Genomic DNA, 16,862 nt, shown 5'->3' on the forward strand with positions numbered 1-16,862 from the left:
GCGCTTTCTCGTGGCGGTGCGGGATCGCCGACCCCGGGAGTCCGACACGAGGCCGGTCACGTCCCCGGACGTCCGCCCCGCCCCGTCAGTTCAGCACGTCCCCGATCAGCCAGCTCGACAGCCCGACGAGGGTGCAGACGCCGACGACCACCCAGGCGACGGTCCGGCGGAGCGAGCGGGAGACCGCCTCCGAGCTGCGGGGAGTGGGACGCAGCGGCGCCGTGTACGCGGGCGGGACGGAGTAGGTCCGGGCCGGCGGGAGGAGTCGGGGGAGAGTGACCGGACGGCCGTCGACCCACTCGGCGGGCAGCTCCACGGCCTTCGCGGCCTGCAGTGTGAGCTCGACCTTCAGCGGGGATCCGCGGAGGGAGGCGTAGGCGGCGGCGGTGAGGCCGAGGCTCGCGAGGTGGCGGAGGGTCGGGGTGAAATCCGCCGAGAGGGTCGGGGAGAGCTCGCCCACCCGCTCGCCGTCGAGACGGAGCTCGACGAGGTCGCCGGCCGGGTGCAGGGTCACCAGCAGCAGGCCGCGGCCGCTCGCCGGGACGACCGTCGAGAGGCGGGCGAAGTGCTCGTCCTCGCGCAGGACCGGCAGGCCCCGCGACCAGGGGAGGATCGAGTGGCGCTCGACGGGCGGCTCGTTGAGCGGCACGAGCAGCTCGGGGGCGACGAGGGCGACGCGGAGGACGGCCCGCAGGCCCTCCTCGCCGCGCTCGACCCGGAGGCGCGCGGTCGTGACCGGGACGGCTCCGCTCGCCACGACCCGGTCGAGAGCGGCCCGGTGGGCGGAGGCGTTCGGCAGGTAGCCGAGGACGCGGCCGCCGACCCGGACCGAGACGGCGTCGAGGCCGGTGGGGTGGTCGGGCTCGGGGATCAGGTCGACCTCGAGGGTCCGCTCGTCGATCTCGCCCGGCTCGAGCGTGCGGCCGATCAGATCGGCGATCTCCTCGATCCGCTCGGCCTCGGCGAGGGCGTCGACGCTCGGGGTGCCGCCGGCGTTCGGGAGGCGGTAGACGACGCGCTCCGTGACGGGGGTGACGGGTGCGTCCCCCACCACCGCGGCACTGTCCTGCGCGGAGCGACGCGCCCCGGTGAACCGCCTGCCGTCCCACCAGCGCATCTCGGCCGCATCGGCATCGTCGCGGTACCAGCCCGCCGGCGCACCCTCGTCCATCGACCCCCCCCGTTCCTCCGGCGAACGAGTCTACGAGGAGGGCGGGAGCGTCAGAGACCCGGGTCCGTGGCGGCGGGATCCTCGGGGGCGAGCGCGGCCGCGGGCTCTCCCGAAGCGGGGCCGCTCCACGCACCGGACTCGTGCGCCCGAGGGCCGGCGATCCACTCCAGAGCCTCGCGGACGAGCATCCGGACGTGACGCGCGTGGCCGATGGTGACGGGGGCGGGATCCTCGAGGACCTCGAGCAGGCGGTGCAGCACGGCACGGCTCTGCAGTCGTGTCATGGGCCTCACGGTAGGGGCCCGGTCGCTCGGACGGTAGTGCCGATCCGCGACAGCGCACCCGTCTAGGCTCGCCACATGACTCGTCTCGACGGTGCCGTCGTCCTCGTCCTCGGAGCCTCGGGCGGCCTCGGCCGCCTCCTGGCCGATTCGCTGGAGGCGCGCGGTGCCGTCGCGGTGCGGTCGGGGCGTGACTCCGCGGCGCTCGGCGAGGCACCCCTGGTCGCCGACCTGCGCGGGGAGGACGAGCCCCGGCGCGTGGTCGCCGAGGTGCTCGAGCGGCACGGGCGCCTCGACGGCGTCGTCGTGGCCGCGGGCGTCGTGGCCTTCGGGCCCTCCGCCGAGCTCGATCCGGCCGTTCTGGAGGAGCTCGTCGAGGTGAACGCGCTGGCGCCGATCCGGGTGCTGACCGCCGCGCTGCCGTCGCTCGTCGCGTCGGCGGGCGAGGGGCGCGAGCCGTTCGCGCTGACCATCAGCGGCGTGGTGGCGGAGGCTCCGACCGCGGGACTCGCCGCGTACTCCGCTTCGAAGGCGGCACTGCACTCCTTCGTGAAGGCCTCGGCCCGCGAGTACAAGCGGGCGGGCGTCCTCCTGCTCGACGCGCGCCCCGGCCACACCGAGACCGAGCTGTCCCGGCACCCGCTCGCGGGAGACGCGCCCCGCTTCGGCGCGGGTCTGGCGCCGCAGGACGTGGTCGACCGGCTGCTCGACGCGATCGAGGACGGCGAGACCGACCTGCCTCCTGCGGCGTTCACCGGCTGACGCCGTCCCGAGACGAGGCGGAGCCGGTCGATCCTCGCGGGAACGCACCGGATCGAGCACTGCAGCCTCGGTCGCGTACAGCCTTTGTGATCAGCCTGCGCATGCGGCGGCCGGGACCGCGATCGGCGCGGCAGCCCGTCCGACCGTCCTCCCCGCAGACGCGGGGATACCCGCCGTTCACCGGAGCGTCGCACGGGCGCACTAGCGTCCCTCCGTGCCCGACACCGCCGATGACGCCCTCCGTCCCACTCCCGAGCTGCTCCGCACGCTCACGCCCGCCGACGCGCGGGACCTCGTCGTGCTGGACGAGGACGACGACGATCCGGTGCTCCTGCGCCGCGACGGCACGCAGATCGACACCTGGCGCGAGGGCTACCCCTACGACGAGCGGATGTCGCGCGAGGAGTACGAGGCGGGCAAGCGCCTCCTCCAGATCGAGCTGCTGAAGCTGCAGAACTGGATCAAGAAGCACGGGCGCCGACTCGTGGTCGTGTTCGAGGGGCGCGACGCCGCGGGCAAGGGCGGCACCATCAAGCGCTTCACCGAGCACCTCAACCCGCGCGGAGCCCGCGTGGTCGCGCTCGAGAAGCCGACCGAGCGCGAGGCCGGTCAGTGGTACTTCCAGCGCTACGTCTCGCACCTGCCGGCCGCCGGCGAGATCGTCCTCTTCGACCGCTCCTGGTACAACCGGGCCGGCGTGGAGCGCGTGATGGGCTTCTGCACGCCGGCGCAGTACGACGAGTTCATCCGCCAGACGCCGCTGTTCGAGCGGATGCTCGTCGGCGACGGCATCGACCTGGTGAAGCTGTGGTTCTCGGTCTCGGCGGAGGAGCAGCGCACCCGGTTCACGATCCGCATGATCGACCCCGTGCGCCAGTGGAAGCTCTCGCCGATGGACCTCGCCTCGCTCGACAAGTGGGGCGACTACACCGCGGCCAAGGAGGCGATGATGGCGGCGACCGACACCGCCGACGCTCCCTGGACCATCGTGAAGAGCAACGACAAGAAGCGCGCCCGACTCGAGGCCATGCGTTACGTCCTGAGCCTCTACGACTACGACGGACGCGACGAGGAGGTCGTGGGCCCGCTGGGTCCGGACCCGCTGATCGTCGGATCGGCCGCGGACGTGTACGAGCGCGGCGAGCACGCCGCGACGAGCTGACCGGGGGGACGGACATGGGGGAGTCGGGGATCGGCGCGGAGCTGCCGGGGGTGCACCTGCGCTGGCTGGCGCTCGACGAGCAGACGCTGGACGCCGAGCGGCTGCTGCCGCTGCTGAGCGACGAGGAGCGCGAGCGCTACGCCGGCACGGTCGCCGCGTCGGCGGCCGAGCGCTTCGTCTTCGGGCGGGTGCTCCTGCGGATGCTCGCGGCCGAGCTCACGGGGACGCGCGCGTCGGAGGTCCGGGTCGTCGCGTGCTGCCCGCGCTGCGGGGGCGCGCACGGCCGGCCGCGGCTGGAGGGACGCGGGATCGCGCTCGAGCTGCTGTCGGTGAGCATCGCGCACTGCGCGGGCGCCGTCGTGGTCGCGGCGAGCAGCGCCGGTGCGGTCGGCGTCGATGTGGAGCCGACGCTGGGCACGCCCGAGCGCGGGGAGCGGATCACGCGCATCGCCGGGGCGCCCTTCGCCACGGGCGGGATGCGCCCCGCCGACCCCGTCCTGCACTGGACCCGGATCGAGGCCGCGCTGAAGGCGGACGGCCGCGGGCTCGAGCTCGACCCGCGCCGGGTGCACGTGCACGAGTCGCACCACGCGGCGGAGGCGCGGATCGACGGCGTCCGCTTCCGGCTGGCCGAGCCGCAGCTGGACCCCGCGCTGCGGGTCAGCGTCGCCCTCGGGCCGATGGGGGACGCGGGCGCCGGGCCCATCATCGGCTGGCGGCGCGAGCACGGCGACGCGCTCGCGGACTCGCTGGTGTCAGCGCCCGGACGGTAGCGGCGGCAGCTCCTCGTCGAGGAGCCAGGCGTCGAGCAGGTCGTCCACGCCCTCGCCGAGGACCTCGGTGCAGAGCTCGCGGAACTCCTCGTCGGTGACGGCGGCGGAGGCGTAGCGGGACGTCCACTCCCGCAGCAGCCGGAGGAAGGGCTCGTCGCCGACGGTGAGCCGCAGCGCGTGCAGGGTGAGCGCGCCGCGCTTGTAGACGCGGTCGTCGAAGAGCGCGACCGGCCCCGGATCGGCGAGCACGAGATCCTGCGCCGCATCCCGCAGCACCGCGTGGTGGCGGCGGGCGCAGGCGTCGGCGGTGGCGCGGCCCGACCCCTCCGACCACAGCCACTCCGCGTAGCAGGCGAACCCCTCGTTGAGCCAGATGTGGCGCCACCGGGCGATGCCCACGCTGTTGCCGAACCACTGGTGCGCGAGCTCGTGAGCGATGAGGCGCTCCGAGCCGCCGCGGCCGTCGGCGTGGTTGGCGCCGAACACCGCCATCGCCTGCGCCTCGAGCGGGATCTCCAGCTCGTCCGCCGTGACGACGACGCAGTAGCGGGCGAAGGGGTAGGGCCCGAACAGCCGCGTGAACAGGGCGAGCATGCGCTCGAGCGGAGCGAAGTCGTGCGCGACCCGAGCGGCCAGGGCGGCGGGGCGGGCGAGGGTCACCGCGACCCCGGCGAGCACGCACTCCTCGATCGCGTAGCGGCCGATCTGCACCGAGGCGAGGTACGCGGCGCTGGGCTCGCGCTGCTCGTAGAGCCAGGTGCGGCGGCCGGAGCGGGCGCTCGAGTCGATGAGCACCCCGTTCGCGAGCACGGCGTAGCCCTCCTCGGCGGTGACGCGCAGGCGGTACGGAGCCTTCTCGGCGACGTCGTCGTTGCAGGGGAACCAGGTGGAGGAGCCGGAGGGCTGCGAGGCGACGAGCACCCCGTCCTCCAGCTCCTCCCAGCCGAGCTCGCCCCAGTGGCTGGCGCGGGGGGCGGGGTGGCCGCTGTACTCGATCTCGACGTCGACGCTCTCGCCGGCGGCCAGCGGCTCGGCGGGGGACACCCGCAGCTTGTGCGGCGCCTGCTCGTGGCGGGCGCGGCGTCCGTCGATCCGGACGCGGGCCACGCGGAGCCGGGAGAGGTCGAGGGAGAACCGCCGGAGCGGCTGCAGCGCGACGATCCGCAGCACGGCCCGGCCGGCCAGGCGGTTCGAGGCGACGCGGTAGTCGAGGTCGAGGTCGTAGGACTCGACGCGGTAGCCGGTGTTCCCGATGCCGGGGACGTAGGGGTCGCCGGCGGTCTCGAGCCCGGTCAGCGCGGGGCTCACGCGACGGGCGCGTGGTAGTCGGCGACGCGCACCTCGCGCCACGGGCCGATCGGGTTGCCGCTCCAGCGGCTGCCCGCGGGCACGAGCTCCCCCCGCATGACGAGCGAGGCCGGGCCGACCGTGCCGTGCTCGGCGATCCGCGCGGCGGGGAGGATCACGCTGTGCGGGCCCAGGGTGGCGCCGGCGTCGAGGCTCACGAGATCCATGCTCATGATTCGATCATGGAACAGGTGCGTCTGCACGACGCAGCCCCGGTTCACGGTCGCTCCGTCGCCGAGCGAGATCAGATCGGCCTCGGGGAGCCAGTAGCTCTCGCACCAGACGCCGCGTCCGATCCGGGCGCCGAGGCTCCGCAGCCACCAGACCAGCGCCGGAGTGCCCGCGGCGGCGTGGGCGAACCAGGGCGCGGCGACCATCTCGGTGAAGGCGTCGGCCAGCTCGCTCCGCCAGACGAACGAGGACCACAGCGGCTGCTCGCTCGGCTCGACCCGCTGGATCAGGATCCACTTCGCGGCGGTGGAGACGGCCGCGGCGACCGCCCCGGCGGCCAGCAGCACGACGCCTCCCACGAGCGCGGCGAGCACCGCCCCGAGCGTCTGGATCAGCGCGAGCAGTCCGGCTACCACGCCGAGGCCGATCGCGACCGAGACGACCACCGGGACGAAGCGGCCGAGCTCCCACGCGATGCGGGCCGCGCGGAGTCGGCGGGCCGGGCGGAAGGTGCGCGCCGACTCCGCCTCGACGACGGTGCGCCGCAGCCGCACGGGAGGTGAGCCCAGCCACGACGAGCCCGCCTTCGATTTGCGGGGCGCGGAGGAGAGGACGGCGACGAGTCCGCCGGCGGGCACGGTGTGGCCGGGCGCGGCCATGCCGGAGTTGCCGAGGAACGCGCGCTCGCCGATCTCCGCGCGGGCGAGCCGCATCCAGCCGCCGCCGAGCGCGTAGGAGGCGACGAGCGTGTCGTCGGCGAGGAACGCGCCGTCGCGGATGGTCGTCATCGCGGGCAGGAGCAGCACCGTCGAGGCCTCGACGTCGCGTCCGACCTTCGCGCCGAGGAGCCGCAGCCAGACCGGGGTGAACAGGCCCGAGTAGAGCGGGAAGAGCAGGACCCGCGCGGAGTCGAGCAGCCGCTCCGTCGACCAGACCTGCCAGCCGATCCGACCGCGCACGGGGTGGGTGCCCGGCTCGACGCCCCGGCCGAGCAGGCGCACCAGGACGACGACGAGAGCGGCGAGGACGACTCCGGAGACGGCGACGGCGGGCACGAGGGCGGCGAGAGCGGGCCCGAGCGCGGCGCCGAGGCCGGCCGAGCCGCGCACGGCGGCGGCCACGACGGCGAGCCCGGCCGCGAGGGCGAGGACCGGGACCGCCGCGAGGCCGACCGCGGACGCTCCGTACGCCCAGACCCAGCCCGGGCGGCGCGCCGGGCGCTCCGAGGGGAACCCGGCGTTCGCCCTGCCGAGCCGCTGGGCGGGGGATCCTCCCCAGCGCTGCCCGGCCGGCACCCGCCCGAAGACGGCCGATCCCGGCTCGATCTGCGCGTGCTTGCCGATCCGGGCGCCGGGGAGGAGCGTGCTGCGCGCGCCCACCGTGCTGCCGGCGCCGACCCGGACGGCACCGACGCGCAGGACGTCGCCGTCGATCCAGTAGCCGGAGAGGTCGACCTCCGGCTCGATCGCGGCGCCGCGCCCGAGCGTGAGCATCCCGGTCAGCGGAGGGAGGGAGTGCAGGTCGACGTCGTCGGCGATGCGGGCGCCGAGCGCGCGGGCGTAATAGGCGACCCAGGGCGCGCCCGCGAGGCTCACGGCCTTGAGCTGGAACGCGATCTGCTCGGCCAGCCAGAGCCGGAGGTGCACGCTCCCGCCGCGCGGGTGGTCTCCGGCTCGGATCCCGCGCAGCAGGGTGCGCGCGGCGAGGACGGTGAGCCCCATGCGCCCGAACGGCGTGAGGAAGAGCGCGAACGCGGGGATCAGCGCGGCGAGCGGAGCGGTGGGCAGCCAGCCGAACCCCGGCACCAGGTCGAGCACCGCGGTGACGGTGAGGATCGCAGTGACCCAGCGGGCGCTGCCGAGCACGAGCAGTGGTGCGCCGAGGAGGGTCTGCAGCACGCGCATCCGGAGGGGGACCGGCGCGATGCGGTGAGCGGACACCTCCGCAGCGCCGGTCGAGCGGCTCTGGATCTCGGCGGCCATCGCCGCGAGACGCGGGTGGGCGTAGACGTCGGCGACCATGAACTCGGGGTCGCGCTCGCGGATCCGCGCGACCAGCTGGGCGGCGGCGAGGGAGCCGCCGCCGAGGTCGAAGAAGTTCGCCCGCTCGTCGACCGGCACGCCGAGCACGTCGCGCCAGAGGGCGGCGAGCCACGCCTCCTCGGGGTCGAGGGAGGCGTCCTCGGTCGTGCCCACGGCGAGCGGCCAGGGGAGTGCGGCGCGGTCGACCTTGCCGGAGACGCGGGTCGGCAGCTCCTCGACCACGGCCAGCAGCGGCACGAGGGATGCGGGCAGCTCCTCACGCAGGCGGGCGAGCGCCGCGTCGCGGTCGAGCTCCCGGCCGCCGGCGAGGGCCAGGTAGCCGACGAGGACCTGGTTGCCGGCCGCCGTGGTGCGGACCGCGGCCGCCGCCCCCGAGACTCCGGGGAGCGCCTGCAGCGCCGCCTCGACCTCGCCGAGCTCGATCCGCCGACCGCCGAGCTTCACCTGGTCGTCCGCGCGCCCCTGGAAGACGAGGCCGGCGCTCTCGAAGCGCACCAGGTCGCCGGAGCGGTAGGCCCGCTCCCAGCCCAGGAGCGGTGCCGGCGCGTACTTCTCGGCGTCCTTGACCGGGTCGAGGTAGCGCGCGAGCCCGACCCCGCCGATGACCAGCTCGCCGACCTCGCCCTCGCCGACCCGCTGCCCGTCCGCGTCCACGACGGCGAGCCGCCAGCCGTCCAGCGGCAGCCCGATGCGCACCGGGGGAGGCCCGCCGAGGGGCGCGGCGCAGGCGACGACGGTGGCCTCGGTCGGCCCGTAGGTGTTCCAGACCTCGCGGCCCTCGACGGCCAGGCGCTCGCCGAGCTCCGGCGGGCACGCCTCGCCACCGAAGATCAGCAGGCGGACGTTCTCGAGCGACTCCGCGGGCCAGAGCGCCGCGAGGGTCGGCACGGTCGAGACCACGGTGATGCCGTGCGTGGTCAGCCAGGGGCCGAGGTCCATGCCGCTGCGGACCAGCGAGCGGGGAGCGGGGACGAGGCAGGCGCCGTGCCGCCAGGCGAGCCACATCTCCTCGCAGGACGCGTCGAACGCGACCGAGAGACCGGCCAGCACCCGGTCCCCGGGGCCGAGCGGCTCCGCCTGGAGGAACAGGCGCGCCTCGGCGTCGACGAAGGCGGCGGCGGAGCGGTGGCTGACCGCCACTCCCTTGGGGGTTCCGGTGGAGCCGGAGGTGAAGATGATCCAGGCGTCGTCCTCGAGCGAGGGCGGCTGCAGCAGCGGGATCGACGCTGTGCTCGGGTGCGGCGCGCTCGCGGTGAACAGGCGGGCGGCCGGCTCGTCGGCGCCGGTGCGCTCGAAGCGGCCGGAGCCGGTGATCACGCCGCGGACGGCGGCCTCGCCGAAGACGAGGCGCGCCCGCTCCTCGGGGTCGTCCGCGTCCACCGGGACGTACGCGGCTCCCGCGGCGAGGACGGCCAGGATCGCGAGGTAGAGCTCGCGGGAGCCGCTGGGCATGCGGATCCCGACGCGGTCGCCGCGTCGGACCCCTGCGGTGGTGAGCTCGCCCGCGAGCTGCACCGTGCGGGCCAGCAGCTCCCGGTAGCTGAGCGCTCCGGCCGGGTCCTCCAGCGCGGAGGCGTCCGGGTGGCGCTCCGCGGTGTCGCGGAGGACGTCGACCAGCGTTCGGGGAGGCGGGGTGGCCGCTCCGGCGTCGAGCACGTCCTGGGGGCCGGCCGTCTCGGTCACGTCTCGTCTCCGTCCCGGCCGCGCGATCGGGAGCGCGGCGGCCGGGGCGACACCGTAGGGAGGCGGGGTGACGCGGAGGTGAACAGGCGGGGTCGGCCCGCCCGGCTCAGTGCGCCATCGGGAGCGGCGCGTCCGACTCCGCCGGGCGGCGGACGAAGAACGCGGCCACGATCGCGACCGTCGCGATCGACGCGCCCCACAGGAACGCGGAGTGGATGCCGCCGGCGTAGGAGGCGACCTCGTCGGCTCCGCCCTGCGCGAGCTCCGCCGACCGGATCGAGAGGACGGTGACGAACAGCGCCGTGCCCGCCGCGCCGCCCAGCTGCTGCACGGTGCCGATGATCGCGCTGCCGTGCGAGTAGAGCGAGGGGCGCACCGAGCCGAGGCCGGCGGTGAACAGCGGCGTGAAGACGAAGGCGAGGCCCAGGCTGAGGGTGACGTGCAGCGAGAGGACGAACCAGGGCGACGAGTCCGCCGCGAGCAGGGTGTACCCCCACAGTGCGCCGGCGACGACGATCGAGCCGGGCACGAGCAGTACGCGCGGGCCGAAGCGGTCGTAGCCGCGGCCGACGAACGGCGCGAGCAGGCCCATCAGCAGGCCGCCGGGGAGCAGGAGCAGCCCGGTCTCCAGCGGAGTCAGGCCCAGCACGTTCTGCGTGTAGAGGGGCAGCAGGATCAGCGTGCCGAAGAGCGCCGACATGCTGACCGCCATCATCGCGATGACGATGGTGAAGTTCGCGGAGGAGAAGGTCCGGAGGTCCAGCAGGGCCCGGTCGGTGCGCTGCAGCAGGAGCTGGCGCGCGATGAAGCCCGCGAGGCCGAGGCCCGCGACGACGAACGGGATCCACGGCGCGACGACCGCGGCTCCGCCCTCGCCGAGGCTCGACAGGCCGTAGACGAGGCCGCCGAAGCCGAAGACCGAGAGGACGACCGAGAGCGAGTCGATCGGGATGGAGCGGGGCTCGGTGACGTTCTCGACCTTGCGCAGGCCCAGGAGCAGCGCGCCGATCGCGATCGGCAGCACGATCCAGAACATCCAGCGCCAGCCGAGGAAGTTGAGGATGACGCCCGAGATCGTCGGTCCGACGGCCGGAGCCACCGAGATGACGATCGAGATGTTGCCCATCATCCGGCCGCGGATCGCCGGGGGCACCAGCGTCATCACGGTCGTCATCAGCAGCGGCATCATGATGGCCGTGCCGCCGGCCTGCACCACGCGGGCCGCCAGGAGGACCGCGAAGGTCGGGGCGAGCGCGGCGGTGAGCGTGCCGAGGCTGAAGAGGATCATCGCGGCGGCGAAGAGCGTGCGGGTGTGCAGCCGCTGGATCAGGTAGCCCGTGATCGGGATGACGACGGCCATCGTGAGCATGAAGGCGGTCGAGAGCCACTGGCCCACGTGCGCCTCGACGTCGAAGTCGCGCATGAGGTCGGGCAGCGCCACGCTCATGATCGTCTCGTTGAGGATCACGACGAACGCCGACACCAGCAGGAGGCTGATGACCAGGCGGCTGCGCGGCTCGAGGGTCGTGGCGGCGGCGGGTGCGGCGGGCCGCGCGGCGGGAAGGGTGCTGCGCTCGGTCACAGGTGTTCTCCGGTCGTGAGGGGATCGGTGTGAGGGGCGCATCGACGGCTCGACTCGCGGGCGCGGATGCGGGGTACGGAGGGAGAACAGCGGCGGACGCCCCGGACATTCCCGATCGACGGGGATCCGCTGCGAGAGGTCTCAGGTGAGGACCGTGGAGAGCGCGGAGGACGCGGCCTCGGCCTCCTCGAGCGTGGCGCCCTCGCCGAAGCTGAACCGCACGGCGGTCCGGGCGACGTCGGGGTCGAGGCCGAGGGCCAGCAGCGCGGGCGAGGGCTCGTCGCGCCCGGCGGCGCACGCCGAGCCGCTCGAGACGACTACGCCGCGCTCCTCCAGCTCGAGGAGCGTCGACTCGCCGCTGCGCCCGGGGACGGCGTACGCGGCGATCGAGGGGAGCCGGTGCGCCGCGGAGCCCAGCGGCACGGCCCGGGGCGCCAGGGCCGCGACCCGCTCGGCGAACGCGTCCCGGACCGCTCCGACCCGCGCCGCGCGGTCCGGATCGAGCAGGCGCACCGCGGTGCCGAGCGCGACCGCGAAGGCCACGTTCTCGGTGCCCGAGCGCCGCTCCCGCTCCTGGCCGCCGCCGTGCAGCAGGGGCTCGAACGGGAGCCGGCTGCGCAGCAGCAGCGCCCCCACGCCCTTCGGCGCCCCGAGCTTGTGCCCCGAGACCGAGACCGCGTCGGCGCCCCAGCCCGCGACGTCCAGCCAGCCGGCGGCCTGGACGGCGTCCACGTGCAGCGGCACGCCGCGCGATCGGCAGAGCGCCGCTATCGCCGGAACGTCCTGCACCGTCCCGATCTCGTTGCTCGCCGCGAGCACCGAGACCAGCGCGGTGTCCGGCCGGACCAGCGCGGCGAGCGCGTCGAGGTCGAGCAGGCCGGTCGCGTCGACGGGGGCCGTCGACACCTCGAAGCCGTGCAGGCGCCGGAGGTGGTCGGCCGACTCGACGGTCGCCTCGTGCTCGAGCGCCGAGATCACCAGGTGCCGTCCGCGCGGCGATCCCAGCGCGAGGCCCTTGACCGCCGTGTTGATCGACTCCGTGCCGCCGGAGGTGAAGAGCGTCTCGGAGGCGCGGCCGCCGAGGAAGCGGGCCACGTGAGCGCGCGCCGCCTCCAGCGCGCGCGCCGCGGCGTCGCCGAGCGAGTGGCTGCTCGACGGATTGCCGTACTCGGCGGTGAGGAACGGCCACATGGCCTCCAGCACCTCGCGGCGCACGGGCGAGGTCGCGGCGTGGTCGAGGTAGATCACTCGACCGCGATGTCCAGGCCGAGGTCGAGCGAGCGGACGCTGTGGGTGAGCGCGCCGACGGAGATCACGTCGACCCCCGCCTCCGCGATCGCGCGCACGGTCGAGAGGTCGACGCCGCCGCTCGCCTCGACCACGGCCCGCCCGCCGATGAGGGCGACGCCCTGGCGGAGCAGCTCGGGGGTGAAGTTGTCGAGCATGATCGTGTCCGCGCCTCCCGCCAGCGCGGGCTCGATCTGGTCGAGCCGGTCGACCTCGACCTCGAGGTGCGCCGTGTGCGGGATCGAGGCGCGCGCCGCCCGCAGGGCCGCGGTCAGGTCGATCCCGCGCGCGGCGAGCACCGCGAGGTGGTTGTCCTTCGCCAGCACCGCGTCCGAGAGCGAGAAGCGGTGGTTGCGGCCGCCGCCGCTGCGGACGGCGTGCCTCTCGAGCGCACGCAGACCCGGCGTGGTCTTGCGGGTGTCGACGATGCGGGCGCGCGTCCCCTCCACCGCTGCGACGTACTGCGCCGTCAGGGTGGCGATGCCGCTCATCCGCTGCACGAGGTTGAGCGCGACCCGCTCGCCGCGGAGCACGCCGCCCGCGGGGCCCTCGATCCGGGCGAGGGTCTGCCCGGCCTCGAAGACCGCGCCGTCCTCCACGAGCACCGAGCAGCGGATCCGGGCGTCGACCTGCCGCATCGTGCCGACGAGGACGGCGCCGCCGCTGAGGACGCCGGGCTCGCGGGCCACGAGGGCGGCGCTCGCGGTGGCGTCCGCGGGGAGGAGGGTGTCGGAGGTCAGGTCGCCCCAGGGCGCGTCCTCCTCGAGGGCGAGGGTGACGACGCGGTCGATGCTCTGGCGGGTCAGCACGGAAGGGCCGCCTCTCTGGTGGGGGCGGCGGCGCTCGCCGTCGCGGGGTCGGGGGAGTCGGTGCGGTGGTGGGCGCCGACGGAGTGCGTGCGCGCGGTCGCGGCGTCGATGAGAGCGAGGGCGCAGGTCAGCAGGTTCGCGTCCTCGAGCGTCCTCAGTCCGAGCGGAGCGGGCGAGGCGGAGGCGACGAGCGCGTCGCGCGCCGCGGTGAGCCCCGCCGCGTCCCGGGAGAGGCCGGCTCCCGCCCACATCGCGTCCTGGAGAGCGGTGCGGTCGAGCGTCATCGGGACGACGGCGCGGGGAGGCGCGACCGGGCCGCCGCTCCAGGAGAGGAAGTCGAGGGCGAGCGCCGCGCGGCGCGCGAACACGACGCCCTCGAGCAGGCTGTTGGAGGCGAGGCGGTTCGCGCCGTGGACGCCGGTGCGGGCGACCTCGCCCACTGCGAGCAGCCCGGGGAGGCTGGTGCGCCCGTCCAGGTCGGTCGCGATCCCGCCCATCCAGTAGTGCGCGGCCGGAGTCACGGGCAGCAGGTCGTCGGCGAGCGAGAGCCCGTTCTCGCGGCAGGCCGCCGAGATCGTCGGGAACCTCTTCGCCAGCACCTCGGGGTCGATCGCCCGGGCGTCCAGGTGCACGGGCAGTCCGCCCTGCAGCCGCATCCGCTCCGCGATCGCGCGCGCCACGACGTCGCGCGGCGCCAGCTCGGCCTCGGGGTGCACCCCGGCCAGGAACCGCTCGCCCGCGGCGTCGCGCAGCACCGCGCCCTCGCCGCGCACCGCCTCCGAGACGAGGAAGCCGCCCGGCAGCGCGAGCGTGGTCGGGTGGAACTGGTAGAACTCCAGGTCCGCCGTCTCCGCTCCTGCCCGCAGGGCGGCGGCGAGCCCGTCCCCGGTCGCGACGGACGGATTGGTGGTGTGCCGGTAGAGCTGCCCGGCGCCTCCGGTGGCCAGCACGACCGCGTCGGCCGCCAGGCGCTCGAGCACGCCGTCGTGCAGGACGTCGGCGCCCGTGACCGAGCCGCCCTCCCGCACCAGGTCGACCAGGGCGGCGTGCTCGCGCACCTCGACCGACGAGGCCCGCACCGCCGCCACGAGAGCGGCCTCGATCGCGGCGCCCGTCGCGTCGCCGCCGGCGTGCAGGATCCGCGGACGCGAGTGGGCGCCCTCGAGTCCCCGCGCCAGCTCGCCGCCCTCGCGGTCGAAGCCGACGCCCCACTCCTGCAGCACCGCGACCGCCTCCGGCCCCTCGGCGCAGAGCACCTCGACCGCCGAGCGCACGGCGAGGCCCGCACCGGCGGTGAGCGTGTCCTCCACGTGCAGCGCCACGGAGTCGCCCGGCGCCGTGACCGCGGCGATCCCGCCCTGCGCGGCGCGCGTCGACGACTCCGCCAGCGTGCCCTTGGTGACGAGCAGCACCTCGTGGCGGTGCTGCGCCGTCAGCGCGGCGACCAGCCCGGCGATGCCGCTGCCGACGACGACGGCCCGCGCCATGTCAGACCGCCGCCGGCCCGGCGGGCGGAACGGCCGCGAGCATCCGCTCGAGGGCGATGCGCGCCTCGGCCTGCACCGACTCCGCGACCTCGATCCGGTTGAGCACCGTCCCCGCGACCAGTCCCTCGAGCACCCAGGCGAGGTAGCCGGGGTGGATGCGGTACATGGTCGAGCAGGGGCAGACCACGTCGTCGAGGCAGAAGATCGTGTGCTGCGGGTACTGGACGGCGAGGCGCTGCACCAGGTTGATCTCGGTGCCGATCGCGAAGGTCGATCCCGCGGGTGCCGCCTGGATCGCCTTCACGATGTAGTCGGTCGAGCCGTACTCGTCGGCCGCGTCGACGACCGCCATCGGGCACTCCGGGTGCACGATCACGCGCACGCCCGGGTGCTCGGCGCGCGCCTTCGCGATCTGGGCCGTCGTGAAGCGCTTGTGCACCGAGCAGAAGCCGTGCCAGAGGATCACCTGCGCGTCCAGGAGCGTCGCAGTGTCGGAGCCGCCCTGCGGCTTCCGCGGGTTCCACATCGGCATCCGCTCCAGCGGCACGCCCATCGCCTTGGCGGTGTTGCGGCCGAGGTGCTGGTCGGGGAAGAACAGCACCCGCTGCCCGCGCGCGAACGCGTCCTCGAGAACGGTCGCCGCGTTCGAGGAGGTGCAGACCACGCCTCCGTTGCGGCCGCAGAACGCCTTCAGCGCGGCCGAGGAGTTCATGTACGTGACCGGGACGAGCGGCACGCGGCCGTCGGCGTCCGGCTCGGTGCCGTAGAGCTCGGTGAGCTCGGCCCACGCGTCCTCGACGGAGTCGATGTCGGCCATGTCCGCCATCGAGCAGCCGGCCGCCAGGTTCGGGAGGATCACGGCCTGCTCCGGACCGGAGAGGATGTCGGCCGTCTCCGCCATGAAGTGCACGCCGCAGAAGACGATCGCCTCGGCGTCGGGCCGGCTCGTCGCCGCCTTCGCCAGCTGGAACGAGTCGCCCACGTAGTCGGCGTACTGCACCACCTCGTCCCGCTGGTAGAAGTGCCCGAGCACGACGACCCGCTCGCCGAGCGTCTCCTTCGCCGCGAGGATGCGGTGGTGCAGCTCGTCGGCGCTCGCCGTCGTGTACTCCTCCGGCAGACGTCCCTGGACCGGGGCGTCGGCCGGGATCGGGTCGGCCTGGGAGGCGCCGGGCCCGTAGGCGGGCAGGCCGAGGTCGAACGACCAGGGGGCCTCCGCGAGCTCGGGCGCGCAGGTTGCGCCGGGCGCGGAGCCGCCCTCGATGAGCCGGATGGTGCTGTCGACGGATGTCACGGTGTTCTCCTCGTGAGACGGGTGGGGGAGTCGGGCGGCGCGCTCAGACGGGCAGCGGGCCGTTGTCGACGAGCGCCGCCGACTCGTCGTAGCGGTAGAGGCGCGGGGGACGGTGGCGGGTGCCCGTCAGGCGCTCCCCGGTGGGCACCACGGTGCCGGAGCTCTCGATCGTCCGGCGGAAGTTGGCCGGGTCGAGGGGCTTCTGCAGGACGGCCTCGTGGACCTCCCGCAGCTGGGACAGGGTGAAGGCGCCGCCGAGGAAGGCCTGCGCGATGCGGGAGTACTCCATCTTGTTGCGCAGGCGCCAGAGGGCGTAGTCGACGATCAGTCCGTGGTCGAAGGCGAGCTCGAGCGGCAGATCGGTGCAGAGCCAGGCGACGTTCTCTCCCACGATGGCCTCGTCGGCCTCGGCGGAGCGCACGAGCGCCCAGTAGACGATCGACACGACGCGGTCCTCACCGGGGGAGCGGTCGGTGCCGCCGACGGCGTAGAGCTGCTCGAGGTAGCGCGGAGCCAGGCCCGTGGTCTCGCGGAGAGTGCGGCGGGCCGACTCGGCGAGGTCCTCGTCCGGATGCAGCGGTCCGCCGGGCAGTGCCCAGAGTCCCTCGAACGGCTCGCGGATGCGCCGGACGACGGGGATCCAGGCTGTGCTCGCTCCGGTCTCCGGGTGCGGCCGCAGGGCGAAGATCACCGTCGACACGGCGAGCTGCACGTCCGGCATCCGATGTCCCTACTAAGAGTCGCACCGACTGTAAGTGCTGGGATCACCTTAGTGTCACGAACACCTGAACGCCTAGCGGAAGAGGCGACACGCCGCGCAGGGTCCGCCCTCACCGCTAGGCTGACCGCACAACCGAATACCGGGCCGCAATACGCGACGCGGGAGAGCTGACTCCGGTCGGCACCGAAGGAGCAAGCCTCCCCGCCAATCTCTCAGGTCTTGTACCGCGTCGAACTGGCCACTCTGGAAAGCGATCCGCTCGGATCCGCCCATGGTGAAAGCGCTCGACC

At 74.6% G+C, this 16,862-nt stretch carries 13 protein-coding genes and 1 riboswitch; of the genes, 3 read left to right on the forward strand and 10 right to left on the reverse strand.

Going from position 1 to position 16,862, the window contains the following annotated elements; translation table 11 throughout:
• Nucleotides 1–85 precede the first annotated feature (85 nt).
• Both C5D09_RS01475 and C5D09_RS01480 read right to left on the reverse strand, forming a co-directional pair.
• Complete coding sequence (locus C5D09_RS01475; RefSeq protein WP_104268450.1) at nt 86–1,171, reverse strand: DUF2510 domain-containing protein; 1,086 nt, start codon at nt 1,169–1,171, stop codon at nt 86–88.
• A 50-nt stretch (nt 1,172–1,221) separates the two neighbouring features.
• On the reverse strand, nt 1,222–1,455 hold the full coding sequence (locus tag C5D09_RS01480; protein WP_104222960.1) for a hypothetical protein: 234 nt from the start codon (nt 1,453–1,455) through the stop codon (nt 1,222–1,224).
• A gap of 75 nt (nt 1,456–1,530) precedes the next feature.
• Between C5D09_RS01480 and C5D09_RS01485 the strand changes: the two genes are divergently transcribed.
• The 3 genes from C5D09_RS01485 to C5D09_RS01495 all read left to right on the forward strand — a co-directional run bounded on the left by C5D09_RS01485 (nt 1,531) and on the right by C5D09_RS01495 (nt 4,149).
• A complete protein-coding gene (locus C5D09_RS01485; RefSeq protein WP_104268451.1) occupies nt 1,531–2,214 on the forward strand; it encodes an SDR family oxidoreductase in 684 nt (227 codons plus the stop codon).
• A 301-nt stretch (nt 2,215–2,515) separates the two neighbouring features.
• A complete protein-coding gene (gene ppk2 / locus C5D09_RS01490) occupies nt 2,516–3,376 on the forward strand; it encodes a polyphosphate kinase 2 (RefSeq protein ID WP_244229668.1) in 861 nt (286 codons plus the stop codon).
• A 14-nt stretch (nt 3,377–3,390) separates the two neighbouring features.
• Nucleotides 3,391–4,149, forward strand: coding sequence for a 4'-phosphopantetheinyl transferase superfamily protein (locus tag C5D09_RS01495; protein WP_104222962.1), 759 nt, complete (start codon nt 3,391–3,393; stop codon nt 4,147–4,149).
• On the opposite strand, the gene C5D09_RS01500 is transcribed toward C5D09_RS01495, so the two are convergent.
• The 8 genes from C5D09_RS01500 to C5D09_RS01535 all read right to left on the reverse strand — a co-directional run bounded on the left by C5D09_RS01500 (nt 4,132) and on the right by C5D09_RS01535 (nt 16,572).
• Complete coding sequence (locus C5D09_RS01500) at nt 4,132–5,457, reverse strand: M1 family metallopeptidase (RefSeq protein ID WP_258066875.1); 1,326 nt, start codon at nt 5,455–5,457, stop codon at nt 4,132–4,134. The genes C5D09_RS01495 and C5D09_RS01500 overlap by 18 nt on opposite strands.
• A complete protein-coding gene (locus tag C5D09_RS01505) occupies nt 5,454–9,392 on the reverse strand; it encodes a Pls/PosA family non-ribosomal peptide synthetase (RefSeq protein ID WP_258066876.1) in 3,939 nt (1,312 codons plus the stop codon). The genes C5D09_RS01500 and C5D09_RS01505 overlap by 4 nt, the downstream gene beginning before the upstream one ends.
• Before the next feature lie 106 nt (nt 9,393–9,498).
• Nucleotides 9,499–11,016 (reverse strand): DHA2 family efflux MFS transporter permease subunit, encoded by a 1,518-nt coding sequence (locus C5D09_RS01510; RefSeq protein ID WP_104255091.1) that lies wholly within the window; start codon nt 11,014–11,016, stop codon nt 9,499–9,501.
• A 99-nt stretch (nt 11,017–11,115) separates the two neighbouring features.
• Nucleotides 11,116–12,222: a cysteine desulfurase family protein gene (locus C5D09_RS01515; RefSeq protein ID WP_104246615.1), complete on the reverse strand. Its 1,107-nt coding sequence runs from the start codon at nt 12,220–12,222 to the stop codon at nt 11,116–11,118.
• On the reverse strand, nt 12,219–13,070 hold the full coding sequence (gene nadC, locus C5D09_RS01520; protein WP_104268453.1) for a carboxylating nicotinate-nucleotide diphosphorylase: 852 nt from the start codon (nt 13,068–13,070) through the stop codon (nt 12,219–12,221). The genes C5D09_RS01515 and nadC overlap by 4 nt, the downstream gene beginning before the upstream one ends.
• The gene (gene nadB / locus C5D09_RS01525) at nt 13,064–14,557 is read right to left on the reverse strand and encodes an L-aspartate oxidase (protein WP_104268454.1); all 1,494 of its coding nucleotides are present in this window, start codon (nt 14,555–14,557) and stop codon (nt 13,064–13,066) included. The genes nadC and nadB overlap by 7 nt, the downstream gene beginning before the upstream one ends.
• 1 nt (nt 14,558) lies before the next feature.
• On the reverse strand, nt 14,559–15,851 hold the full coding sequence (nadA, locus tag C5D09_RS01530; protein WP_104222968.1) for a quinolinate synthase NadA: 1,293 nt from the start codon (nt 15,849–15,851) through the stop codon (nt 14,559–14,561).
• A 43-nt stretch (nt 15,852–15,894) separates the two neighbouring features.
• A complete protein-coding gene (locus tag C5D09_RS01535) occupies nt 15,895–16,572 on the reverse strand; it encodes an NUDIX domain-containing protein (RefSeq protein WP_104268455.1) in 678 nt (225 codons plus the stop codon).
• Nucleotides 16,573–16,721: 149 nt separating this feature from the next.
• A riboswitch (glycine riboswitch) is annotated at nt 16,722–16,809 on the forward strand.
• The last annotated feature ends 53 nt before the right edge of the window (nt 16,810–16,862 follow it).

This window comes from Rathayibacter sp. AY1C9 (assembly GCF_002932315.1).
Taxonomy (GTDB): Bacteria; Actinomycetota; Actinomycetes; order Actinomycetales; family Microbacteriaceae; genus Rathayibacter.

Bases quoted from the DNA above. Each gene is read 5' to 3' on its own strand.
- C5D09_RS01510 (WP_104255091.1), bottom strand. From the start codon at position 11,016: ATGCGCCCCTCACACCGATCCCCTCACGACCGGAGAACACCTGTGACC.
- C5D09_RS01535 (WP_104268455.1), bottom strand. From the start codon at position 16,572: ATGCCGGACGTGCAGCTCGCCGTGTCGACGGTGATCTTCGCCCTGCGG.
- C5D09_RS01485 (WP_104268451.1), top strand. From the start codon at position 1,531: ATGACTCGTCTCGACGGTGCCGTCGTCCTCGTCCTCGGAGCCTCGGGC.
- C5D09_RS01475 (WP_104268450.1), bottom strand. From the start codon at position 1,171: ATGGACGAGGGTGCGCCGGCGGGCTGGTACCGCGACGATGCCGATGCG.
- C5D09_RS01495 (WP_104222962.1), top strand. From the start codon at position 3,391: ATGGGGGAGTCGGGGATCGGCGCGGAGCTGCCGGGGGTGCACCTGCGC.
- nadB (WP_104268454.1), bottom strand. From the start codon at position 14,557: ATGGCGCGGGCCGTCGTCGTCGGCAGCGGCATCGCCGGGCTGGTCGCC.
- C5D09_RS01480 (WP_104222960.1), bottom strand. From the start codon at position 1,455: ATGACACGACTGCAGAGCCGTGCCGTGCTGCACCGCCTGCTCGAGGTC.